The 11,133-nt window shown below is 41.9% G+C and carries 10 protein-coding genes; 9 read left to right on the top strand and 1 reads right to left on the bottom strand.

The annotated features are described in order from the left end of the window. Window positions 1–61 precede the first annotated feature (61 nt). From BTW00_RS12320 to tsf, 9 genes are all read left to right on the top strand, one after another. Complete coding sequence (locus BTW00_RS12320) at window positions 62–874, top strand: crotonase/enoyl-CoA hydratase family protein (RefSeq protein ID WP_075107651.1); 813 nt, start codon at window positions 62–64, stop codon at window positions 872–874. Window positions 875–1,250: 376 nt separating this feature from the next. Then, window positions 1,251–2,510 carry a multidrug effflux MFS transporter gene (locus BTW00_RS12325; RefSeq protein WP_075107664.1) on the top strand — a complete coding sequence of 420 codons (1,260 nt, stop codon included), beginning with the start codon at window positions 1,251–1,253 and terminating at the stop codon, window positions 2,508–2,510. Between the two features lie 345 nt (window positions 2,511–2,855). Next, window positions 2,856–3,728, top strand: coding sequence for an ABC transporter substrate-binding protein (locus tag BTW00_RS12330; RefSeq protein WP_075107652.1), 873 nt, complete (start codon window positions 2,856–2,858; stop codon window positions 3,726–3,728). Window positions 3,729–3,740: 12 nt separating this feature from the next. Then, window positions 3,741–5,951, top strand: a complete 2,211-nt coding sequence (locus tag BTW00_RS12335; protein WP_075107653.1) for an ATP-binding protein — start codon at window positions 3,741–3,743, stop codon at window positions 5,949–5,951. Between the two features lie 62 nt (window positions 5,952–6,013). Further along, a complete protein-coding gene (locus tag BTW00_RS12340; RefSeq protein ID WP_058025789.1) occupies window positions 6,014–6,376 on the top strand; it encodes a response regulator in 363 nt (120 codons plus the stop codon). Between the two features lie 30 nt (window positions 6,377–6,406). Next, a complete protein-coding gene (locus tag BTW00_RS12345; RefSeq protein ID WP_075107654.1) occupies window positions 6,407–6,856 on the top strand; it encodes a chemotaxis protein CheX in 450 nt (149 codons plus the stop codon). Window positions 6,857–6,894: 38 nt separating this feature from the next. Further along, window positions 6,895–7,344: a chemotaxis protein CheX gene (locus BTW00_RS12350; protein WP_058025787.1), complete on the top strand. Its 450-nt coding sequence runs from the start codon at window positions 6,895–6,897 to the stop codon at window positions 7,342–7,344. A gap of 395 nt (window positions 7,345–7,739) precedes the next feature. Next, window positions 7,740–8,525 carry a 30S ribosomal protein S2 gene (gene rpsB / locus BTW00_RS12355; protein WP_075107655.1) on the top strand — a complete coding sequence of 262 codons (786 nt, stop codon included), beginning with the start codon at window positions 7,740–7,742 and terminating at the stop codon, window positions 8,523–8,525. 362 nt (window positions 8,526–8,887) lie between these two features. After that, complete coding sequence (gene tsf / locus BTW00_RS12360) at window positions 8,888–9,769, top strand: translation elongation factor Ts (RefSeq protein ID WP_075107656.1); 882 nt, start codon at window positions 8,888–8,890, stop codon at window positions 9,767–9,769. 172 nt (window positions 9,770–9,941) lie between these two features. On the opposite strand, the gene BTW00_RS12365 is transcribed toward tsf, so the two are convergent. Beyond that, the gene (locus BTW00_RS12365) at window positions 9,942–10,751 is read right to left on the bottom strand and encodes a lytic transglycosylase domain-containing protein (protein WP_075107657.1); all 810 of its coding nucleotides are present in this window, start codon (window positions 10,749–10,751) and stop codon (window positions 9,942–9,944) included. Between the last annotated feature and the right edge of the window lie 382 nt (window positions 10,752–11,133).

Consider the following 11,133-nt stretch of genomic DNA (forward strand, 5'->3'; position numbering starts at 1 on the left):
AAGCCTGCTAATATTGTGACCATCATTACTATAGTTATTTTATTCATTAATAAGGATTATTATGAACGTGGTTGCCAGTTACCAGTATGAAACATTACAAGTGCGTGTCGTAGACAATATATTGACGGTCACCTTAAATCGTCCAAATAAAAAAAATGCCATGAGCTTTCAAGTCATAGATGAGCTGATTATGGTGGCAGAGCGCATTAGCAAAGACAAAACGATACGCGCGGTTATTTTAAATGGTGCAGAAGGCACATTCTGTGCAGGTATTGATTTAGGGGATTTAAACCATCCAAAAAACCAAGTCTTTGCTATTTGGGAGCTGATTAAGCCTTGGCAAAGCTCATTCCAACGTGTCTGCTTGGTGTGGCGTGATCTACCAGTACCTGTCATCGCGGTACTAGAAGGCTACTGTATTGGCGCTGGGCTACAGCTAGCATTGGCATGTGATGTGCGTATTAGTCATCCGGATTGCCAGCTGTCTATTATGGAAGCCAAATGGGGTTTGGTACCGGACATGGGATTGACGCAATCAGCATTTGGGGTGGTACGAGAAGACGTTCTCAAAGAGCTTGCCATGACTGCGCGCATCATTAATGCCAATGACGGCAAAGAATTAGGATTAATCAGTCATTGTAGTGAGACGCCTCTTGAGCAAGCACGACAGCTGGCGGCTGAGTTTGCTGAGCGTTCTCCTGACGCTGTGCTAGCGAGCAAACGCGTAATCAATGCGATGTATGAGCAGCCTGCAACTACCTTATATAAAGAAAAAATCTGGCAAATTAAGATGATGCTTGGACGCAATCGCAAGCTGGCCCTTAGAAAAGCAAAGCAAGCCAGCACCGTATTTAGCAAACGTCAGTTCCGCTAACGTTCTTTAATTTTGGTAGATATTGTCTTAAGGATTTTATCTGAGACAATTTCGGCCTCAGTACTTAGATTAAAAGTACGCCAGACATATTTTGATAAATTACGTTGATTGTTTTTAGTTGTTAAGGCTTGTTTCATTAGTCCCTTATGGCTATTGAAATCCGAGTGGACAGCACGATATAACACTGCCCGCTTGCACAGATTTAGATAAAGATGCACTATTGTCGTTAAAAATATCTATTAGATCTCTTGCAAAAGTACCAGTTCATTGACTTCCACTGACGGAGTTACAAGGGCTGACGATGACTTATGCAAGAAGTCTATTTCATGCATCTTACAAGCGCTTAAGTAATCATCACTATATAAACGGTGTAAATATGTCTGCCCCAAAGTCCTCTCTCCCAAATAAACCTATCGCCTCCGAACGAGTACGTTCTGCTGATCTGCCTGTTGCATGGATTATGATGCTGGGATTAATGGTTGCGGTAGGACCGTTATCCATTGATATGTACCTGCCTGCGCTACCATCAATGGCAGATGATTTTGGCGTATCTACGGCATTTATGGCCAACTCTGTACCAGCGTATTTTTTGGGTTTGGTATTCGGGCAGTTATTTTATGGCCCTTTTAGTGATCGTGTTGGCCGTGTTAAGCCTTTATATATAGGTATGACACTATATGTGATTGCGTCCATTCTTTGTGCGACCACGGATAATGAGTATGTGTTGTTTGTCGGCCGAACGATGCAGGCATTGGGCGCTTGTGTAGGGGCAGTGGTGACCCGAGCTGCTATTAGAGATCGCCTAACCGCCAAGCAAACCGCAAAAGCTTTTTCGATTATGATTTTGGTGATGGGTCTGGCACCGATACTCGCGCCGTCGCTTGGTGCACTATTTTTACAGTTTTTTGATTGGCATTCCATTTTCTGGTTTTTGGCCGCTTTTGGTGCCCTAAATTTATTGCTTACTAAGTTTTTCTTTTTTGAGACATTGACCGAAGAAAATCGTAATGTGCGTCCTGCAAAAGAGGTGCTTAGTCAGTATTGGGATTTATTAAAAGATCCAACCTTTAACTATCCAGCGATTGGTGGAGGGTTGTTGATGGGTGCGATGTTCGTCTACATCAGCTCAGCCTCTGAGCTTATCATGGATACCTATGGTGTATCGGCGACACATTTTGGCTGGTTATTTGGGATGAATGCAGCAGGCTTTGTAGGTTTGACTCAGTTGAACCAATGGCTCACCAATCGCTTTCGTATTTTAAGCATTCTGCGGTTTGGTGCGATGATGCAGGTGATTTCTGCAGGCGTGCTGTTTGTGATAGGTCTGTTCTTGGGTACCGATGCTTGGTTACCACTGGTACTGGCGTGTATTTTCTTCTGTATTGCAGGTTTGGGTCTGAGTCAGCCTAATGCATCGGCAATTGCACTGGCCTTTCAGAAACGCCGCGCGGGCATGGCAAGTGCATTGCAAGGATCGCTTATGTTTTCAGTCGGTATTTTTGGTGGACTTTTATTGAATTTATTCCCCGTCAACCCCGTCCTCAAAATCGGTATTGCGATGTTTGCGCTGATGAGTATTGGTACCTTTTTGATTTGGCAGATAGATCGTAACTTAAATCTTGACGATGCAGAATAAATACAAGGTCTTATCGTAAACCGAGTACTTATAAAAAGCACCCATATATTCTAGATATATGGGTGCTTTTTTGTGGGTATTTTTATCTTTTACATAAGGTTTTCATTTTAAAAGTAATTTTTCTTTATGCTAAATAGAAAACATATGTTTTGTATATTCAAATATGTCTTATTTTACATATAACTTATCGTACATAATTGTCAAACATTATTATTGCAAATGTAAAGTTAGGTAAGTATTATCTGACGTAACGTTATGTAAGTAAATATTATAGGAATATTGCCTAACCTCTCTAGATTGTCATTCATTAAATTGTATAACCACGTTAATTTTCAAGGATAGATTATGAAGCAGCTATACCGAATATTACCAGTCGTTTTGAGCGTAGGTATCTTTGGATGCAGCAACTCTAGTACACCAGAAAGTACTGCTGCTGAGAATACGCCTGCAGAAGGGCAGGAGACGTTTGTCAGTAGCCTTCCAGATTCAGCGCCAGTTTTAAAAGTAGCAACCACAGGAACCATGCCTCCATTCTCGTTTCAGGATGACTACGGCAACATGCAGGGCATTGACATTGACTCTATTCGCGCGCTTGGCGAAGAAGAAGGGTTCAAAGTTGAGTTTTATAAAGAAACCTGGCAAAACATGTTCGACACAGTAGAGTCGGGTAGTCGCGATTTGGCGATTTCAGGCATCTCTTATAAGGATGAGCGCGCCGCTAAGTATGGATTATCTCAGCCTTATTTCTTTAACCCTGCCGCTATTATGTATGCAAAGCCAGAATTAAATATCAATAATTTAGATGACTTGCAAGGCAAGAATATCTCTGCGATGGAAGGCTCTAAGCAGGTTGATCAAGCACAGCAAATGGGTAAGTACAACAACTTCTCGACCAGAACGACTGCCTTTTTATTGTATGAAGATTTAATGCAAGGCAAAGTAGATGCGATTTTGCATGATCTACCTATCTTGCAATATACGGCAAAAAACCATCCTGAGCAAAAAGTAACCATCGTTCCTTATGAAGGGCAAGACAATCCATCAGCACAGCAGGTTATTTTGATGGCAAAAGGTAATACTGAGCTCATTAACAAAATCAATGACGGTATTACCAAGCTAAAAGCGGAAGGTAAGTTTAAAGAGATTGAAGCTCGCTGGCTTGGTGAGACTACAAGTCCAACGGCTAGTGCTTCTGCCACCACTGAACAAGCAAACTAAGGGACGTTTGATATGGCTACAATAAATAATGGAGATAACAAACGTTATCGCGGCTTGATTATTTCGATTGCACTGTTTTTGTCTTTGATCGGTGCTTTGCTTGTATTTACTTTCTATACCTCAAGCTTGCTTGAAAGAAACACGGTATTGATTGATCAGACCAACCAAGTGGCAAATAGTGCACAGTCAGTTATTAAAGATTTGTTCGATTTGGATAGCAGTTACGGTGAAGATACCAGCTCGCCGCACATTCAGCGTGTATTAGAGCGTTTGGAACAGAATACAGCACTGATTAACAATACGTTGACGGCTATCGGAGAAGGCGGCACGATTACCGACGATGCTGATGGCAAAACGTATAAATTACCGAGCGTTAGCGGTAGTGCGCAAGAAAATGTACAAGCGGCAAACGAGCAATGGCAGCTACTTGAGCCTAGAATTGAAACTTACTTGCAAGATGCTGATAACGTACTGGTCGATTCATCAGATGATTTGACTCAGGCGGTAGAGCAGGCAAAAACCTCAAGTTTGCTAATGAACGAATCATTAGATGATTTGACCAACGAAGTATTTGATGACGCAGAACGCCAAGCCAATACCATTCGTCTAATTCAGGCACTTGGGGTTGTTGCGATTTTTGCTTACTTCTTGATCTTCGTATTCTTCTTTGTACGCCGCTTACGTGAGACGGATGCTGAGGCATTTGCTGCTCGTCGCGAAACCCAAGAGATTATGGAAACGGTAAATACAGGTCTATTCCTACTGGACAAAGACCTAAATATTGGTCAACAGCACTCGCGCGCGCTTAACGGCATTGTCGGTTCTGATAGGCTAGCAGGAGAGAACTTTACCAACGTCTTGCGTGGTCGTATTTCTGATAAAGATCTTAAGACCACTCAGCAGTTCATTGAGCAGCTTTATAATCCTCGAGTTAAAGAAAAATTGGTAGATTCTCTAAATCCTTTGCACAAAGTGATGCTACATAACAGCTCTGATGATAAAGGACTTAATAATCGCTTCTTAGACTTTAAATTCTCACGTGTTTATGACAATAAAGACATTGCCCGTATTTTGGTTAACGTCAACGATGTGTCAGATGCAGTCTACTTAGAACAGCGTTTAGAAAAAGAGCGCTCGCAAAACGATATGCAGATTGAGATGTTAACCACTATCTTGAATGTAAATCCAAAAATCATTAATGAGTTCATTAGCAATACCCAAGCGCATATCGAGCGTATGAACAACATCTTGAAAAACCCTGGTAGCTCACAATACGAGCTTGAAGGCAAACTAAATGCGATCTATCGTGAAATGCACAGCTTGAAAGGTGAGGCATCGGCACTAAAACTGCATAGCTTTACCAAAATCGCGTCAGAAGCAGAAGATAAGCTGCATGCCTTGCAAAATCAAGGCCAGCTATCGGGCAATGATTTCTTACAGTTGGCAGTACACTTAGATGACTTACTAAGTCTATCAAATACTATTGCGACCTTGGGTGAACGCATCAACCGCTCAGCACCGCCTAAAGCGGCGACAGCCAATACGCAAGCCCCATTAAGCGATTCTGCTTTAAAAGACAGCGTGGCAAAAACAGCTGCGGTAAATAGTCAGCCAGCGAGTAGCATCAGCACTGATGGCGGTTTAGATATTGATCTAGACGATGAAAGCAATGATGATCGACTGTCTTTTTACAATGAGTTTGCAAAAGAGATTGCCGCTAGACAAGGCAAGCAAGTACAGCTAAAAAGCACGACACTGGCGCAAACTCACATACCAGAGCACCTTGCCAAGCCAATTAAAGAAATCAGTATTCAGTTGCTACGTAACGCGGTTGTGCACGGTATCGAAACCCCAGGTGTTCGTCATTCGGCTGGTAAGCCTGAAGTCGGTACGATTGTTTTGGAAGTACAAGATAACGGTTCAGATGTCACACTAGTAGTGCAAGATGATGGCCAAGGTATCGACTATGAAAGTATCCGTAATAAACTGAGCACAGAAGGTCGCTTTAGTGAGGAAGAAGCAAGCCAGCTCAGTCAAGGCGATTTACTCAAGCAGTTATTTTCTTCTGGGTTCTCTACCAAAGAAAACGCAGATGAAGATGGTGGACGCGGCGTTGGACTGGATATCATCAAAGCGCAAGTAAAAGACTACAATGGTAAGCTGAACGTAAATAGTGAGCTGGGTCAAATGACACGGTTTGTCATTACGTTACCAAAAGCTTAATTAAAAACAGTAAACATATTGTCAGGGACGACAAGCATTTCATTAAAGGTAATAGACAAGTTATGCATAAATTAATGATTGTTGATGATTCAAATATTATCAGAAACCGTATTCAGCGCGCATACGACTCAGGAAAGTTTATGCTGGTTGCAACAGCGACTAGCGGCGTTCAAGCCATTGAGAAGTTTAATATCCATCGTCCTAACGTGATCACCATGGACTTGACCATGCCACAAATGGACGGACTTGAGTGTATCGAAAAAATCATTGCGATTGATCCTGATGTACGTATTTTGGTCGTATCAGCGTTGTCTGATAAGGCCACTGGTATCGAAGCTTTATCACTAGGTGCCAGCGGTTTCTTGTGCAAGCCTTTCTCAGAAGAGGAGCTCGTGGAGTCTTTGTATGAGCTGATGCAAGACTAATACCATTCATCGATTAAAGCAGATGCCATTATGAAAGAACAAAAACTACAGATTTTTTTGAGTATTATTAGTAATTATTTTAATCAGTTTGGTGGCGAAGAGCTGGTTGCTGACACCCCTTACCTATTAGAAAACAAGCAGCCAAAAGTCCACGATTATACAGGCGTTATTGGTATATCAGGTGGACAAAAAGGCGTGGTGTATTTTTCGGCAACTCGTCAATTACTGTCTTCAATATTGGATAGCATGGGTGAAGCTGATAAGAGTGAGGAAAACTACATCGATTTGGCTGGTGAAGTTGCCAACACGATTTCGGGTAATGCGCGTAAAGAGTTCGGCTCTGAATTTCATATCTCTGTGCCGTTTGTGTTCAAAGGCGCACCGCAAAGTATTGTGTTGCCGAACGATGAGCGTTCTTTTATCATTCCCATCACTTGGCACTCACAAGTTGGCGAGATTGTGGTTTGTTTGCAGGACTAATGCTGCTGTCACGTAATACAGATGGATATTAATATATTATGTTTAAAGTAGAAAAGTTGGGTGTGTTTCTAAGCTCGATCAATGCTTTTTTTGCACAGATCGACGGCTCAGAAGTATCTATCGATACCCCTTATTTGAACAACAATAAAACGGCGATTGGTTTTGATTATAGTGGTGTCATTAAGATATCAGGGCCTCTTGAGGGCTGTGTCTATGTCAGCGCACCAAGCGTAATGTTGCGAGAAGTGATAAATGTGATGGGTGAGCCTGACTCTTCGATCACGATGATGAAAGATTTGTTGGGTGAAATGGCCAATACTATCTCTGGTAATGCGCGTACAGAATTTGGTTCTGAATTCATTATCTCTCCGCCGCAGATTGTTGAAAGCGCACCAAGTGTGTCTTACTTACCTAGAGATCGCCAAAGCTATATCACGCCATTCACATGGCGCGGTTACAAGGCTGTGATTGGTATCTGTATTGCATAATCTAATATGAAACCATTCATATAAAGTCTAAAGCCAGAAATAAAAAAGCGATACGAATGTGTCGCTTTTTTTATTGCACCACCGATCTACTGTGTCTGTAACGCATTGAGGCACTATGAATAAACTGCTGGAGACTTTAAGGTATTATGTGATAAAATATAGCGCAGCTATTTTTACAGTTTAGATATAATTAGTTTAAACGTACAATGGCTTATTTTTGAAACCAACCAATGACACACACATCATGGCAAAAAATTGCTGGGTGTTTGGCGACTTGATTAATTTGCGAACCATTAGGGCTTTAGTAATAAAGACTAGTCAGTAGCAGATGCGTGTCGCCAAATAGGCTGTTTTTGTGATGTGGAGGCATAACCCAACCAATAGGATATATTATCATGGCTACAAAGAATCCAACCAAAATCGAAATGCGCGACTTACTACAAGCTGGCGCTCACTTTGGTCACCAAACACGTTTTTGGAACCCAAAAATGGGTCCATACATCTTTGGCGCACGTAACAAAATCCATATCATCAACTTAGAGCACACCGTAAAAGCGTTCAACGAAGCGTTGACTTACGTAAACGGCCTAGCTGCTAAGAAAAACAAAGTATTATTTGTTGGTACTAAACGTGCTGCAAGCGGTATCGTACGTGAGCAGGCAGCTCGTGCTGGTATGCCATACGTTGACCATCGCTGGTTAGGTGGTATGTTGACTAACTGGAAAACACTACGCCAGTCAATCAACCGTCTAAAAGAGCTAGAAAAGCAATCAGAAGACGGTACTTTTGCGAAGTTAACCAAGCGTGAAGCGCTAGAGCGTACCCGCGATATGGAAAAACTTGAGCGTTCACTAGGCGGTATCAAAGACATGGGCGGTCTACCTGATGCTATCTTCGTTGTAGACGTAGATCACGAAGCAATCGCTATTAAAGAAGCTAAAAACCTAGGTATCCCAGTTATCGGTATCGTTGATACTAACTCTAGCCCAGACAACGTTGACTACATCATCCCAGCTAACGATGATGCTATCCGTGCTGTGACTTTGTACGTAACTTCTATGGCTGATGCGATCATCGCTGGTAAAGAATACGCACAAACTCAAGCTGGCGGTAAAGCTGAGCAAGCACCTACTACTGAAGAAGCACCAGCTGTAGAAGAAGCTGCAACTCCAGCAGAGTAAATAGCTGAGTTAAAAAGTTTAACTTTGTAAGGATATCTTGATAGTGTGGCTATCAGCATCCATATAATGTTATGAACAGCGTATAAGCTCATAATAGGCATGATGTAGTTTTACTCGTCATGCCTTGTTATTGAATAGAGCATTATTAATGAGGCCGTTATACATAACTGAGTAGCTAATGGGCGAGTATTATCGTTCGTACTGGCTATAGCACTATGTTTTTAAGATGTTATCTTTTTGACATCATTGATGGCTATATTAGTAATGACTCAAAATGAGCGGTCTTGCTAGATTTAAAGCAACATTAAGATATCGAATAGACATTAATTCCTCTTATACATAACTATACTAAGGTGACTCTTATGACAGAAGTAAAAGTATCTGCCAAAATGGTAAAAGAACTGCGTGACCGTACTGGTCTTGGCATGATGGAATGTAAAAAAGCGTTAGAAGAATCAAACGGTGATGTTGAAGTTGCCATTGATAACCTACGTAAATCTGGTCAAGCGAAAGCAGCTAAAAAAGCGGGTAACATCGCAGCTGATGGCGCTATCATCATCGCTCAAGGCGAAAACAAAGCATTCTTGTTAGAAGTTAACTGCCAAACTGACTTCGTTGCAAAAGACGATAGCTTCACTGCATTTGCAGAAAAAGTGGCTAACATTGCACTAGAAAACAATGTCACTGACGTTGCTGCTATCTCTGAATTGCCTTATGGCGATGGTCAGACGGTTGAAGAAGCACGCGTATCTTTAGTACAAAAAATCGGTGAGAACATTCAGGTTCGCCGTGTTGAAGTACTTGAAGGCGCTAACATCGCTGCATACCGTCATGGTCTACGTATCGGTGTCGTGGTTTCTTATGAAGGCGGCGACGCTGACACTGGCAAAAACCTTGCCATGCACATTGCAGCATTCAACCCTGTTGCTGTAGATGACGAAGACGTGGCTGCTGACGTATTGGCACGCGAAAAAGACATCATCGAAGCCAAAGCAAAAGAGTCTGGCAAGCCTGACAACATCGTTGAAAAAATGATCGAAGGTGGCCTACGTAAGTACCTAGACGAAGTAACTTTGCTACGTCAGCCATACGTTATGGACAACGACAAAAAAGTTGGTGATGTCCTAAAAGCTGAAGGCGTAAAAGTACTTGGTTTCAAACGTTTAGAAGTTGGTGAAGGCATCGAGAAGAAGCAAGAAGATTTCGCTGCTGAAGTTGCTGCAACTCAGGCTGCTAACAAGTAAGCGCTAAGTATATTGGAAAATGCTGCGAGTGCTGACTTAGTACTCACAGTTTGGCTTTATTACTGATGACATATCACGATATAAAGCGTCCAAGCATGAAAAAGCCCGTTAAGAAATTAACGGGCTTTTTTGTGTCTGGCTTTTTAGTTCATCGGTCTATTTTATTTCTGGCTTAGCGTAAAGCATCATAAGCTGAGTTAGCATAGCTGGCACTATTCACATTATTGCTAGTGCCGTAACTGACGTTGCGCAATCCACTGTTAATGCTGCTACTCGTTTGATTGCTGGCACTCATACTAGCGCCAGATAGCCCAGCATCATTCTTATACAAGCTATGATAACGGCTCATGACTCTTTGCACATAGTTACGGGTTTCTTTAAAAGGAGGAATACCGCCGTATTTATCGACGTTGCCTTCACCTGCATTGTAGCCAGCTACTGCATGTTCGACATTGTTATTGAAACGGCGCATGAGCCAAGCGATATATTTGGCTGAGCCTTCAATATTGTCTGCAGGGTTCCAAGGGTTACTTACATTAAAGCGACGAGCCGTCGCTGGCATTAACTGCATGAGGCCTTGCGCACCGACAGGTGAGCGAGCATTGGGATTGAAAGCAGATTCGGTATGCATCATTGCTTTCATAAGGGCAGGATCTACGCCATTACGTTCAGCAGAGGCGCGAATGTAGCTGTCGTAAGCATTGCGGCTACCACTCTTGCTAGCGGCACTGCTACCATAGTCATTGCTACTATTAATGCCGTCATACATTTTAGAGTCTTTATAATAAGTGACTTTAACTTTCTTAGTGAATTTATCAAAATTGCCACTAGGATTGACGTTGGTCAGTAGTACTTGTCCAGCTTTGTCTTTATAGATATACATATTGCCAGCGTTGGCAGCAGTAGAAAAAGTAGAGAGGGCAATCGCACTTAATAAAATAGGAGACAAACAGCGAGTAATCAAAGTAGCAGTATTTATCATAGTGTTATCACTTTTTATCGAATAATAGCAAATTGTTTTGCCTATAGACGCGTCATTTTACGCGCTTAAGCGGTCATCGAGGTTGCAGGATTTTATAGCTCGTCATCGATATAGCCACCTAGCAAATACCACGTTTAACAAGAACCACTTGCAATAGATACAAAAAATAATAGTTGCTTACTATAACATATAATAACTTTTTACCGCATCAGATTGACAAAATAAGTTGTAAAATCAAATTTTTATCGTTAGGGCGTGTTGAACATTCGACCATGGCACTGACAGCGACTATTTTTTAGGCGATTCGATGTTAAAAATAATAAGTTTAGTCATTCTAAGCGCTTATTTTTAACGATGAAGCGGCAAAAAAGAGTCCTGTCCC

The sequence above is a fragment of the Psychrobacter sp. C 20.9 genome (genome assembly GCF_001921765.1).
Taxonomy (GTDB): domain Bacteria; phylum Pseudomonadota; class Gammaproteobacteria; order Pseudomonadales; family Moraxellaceae; genus Psychrobacter; species Psychrobacter piscatorii_B.

Excerpts from the sequence above, each read along its gene's own strand:
- rpsB (WP_075107655.1), top strand. The coding sequence starts at position 7,740 with ATGGCTACAAAGAATCCAACCAAAATCGAAATGCGCGACTTACTACAA.
- BTW00_RS12325 (WP_075107664.1), top strand. The coding sequence starts at position 1,251 with ATGTCTGCCCCAAAGTCCTCTCTCCCAAATAAACCTATCGCCTCCGAA.
- BTW00_RS12330 (WP_075107652.1), top strand. The coding sequence starts at position 2,856 with ATGAAGCAGCTATACCGAATATTACCAGTCGTTTTGAGCGTAGGTATC.
- tsf (WP_075107656.1), top strand. The coding sequence starts at position 8,888 with ATGACAGAAGTAAAAGTATCTGCCAAAATGGTAAAAGAACTGCGTGAC.
- BTW00_RS12350 (WP_058025787.1), top strand. The coding sequence starts at position 6,895 with ATGTTTAAAGTAGAAAAGTTGGGTGTGTTTCTAAGCTCGATCAATGCT.
- BTW00_RS12320 (WP_075107651.1), top strand. The coding sequence starts at position 62 with ATGAACGTGGTTGCCAGTTACCAGTATGAAACATTACAAGTGCGTGTC.
- BTW00_RS12365 (WP_075107657.1), bottom strand. The coding sequence starts at position 10,751 with ATGATAAATACTGCTACTTTGATTACTCGCTGTTTGTCTCCTATTTTA.
- BTW00_RS12340 (WP_058025789.1), top strand. The coding sequence starts at position 6,014 with ATGCATAAATTAATGATTGTTGATGATTCAAATATTATCAGAAACCGT.
- BTW00_RS12345 (WP_075107654.1), top strand. The coding sequence starts at position 6,407 with ATGAAAGAACAAAAACTACAGATTTTTTTGAGTATTATTAGTAATTAT.
- BTW00_RS12335 (WP_075107653.1), top strand. The coding sequence starts at position 3,741 with ATGGCTACAATAAATAATGGAGATAACAAACGTTATCGCGGCTTGATT.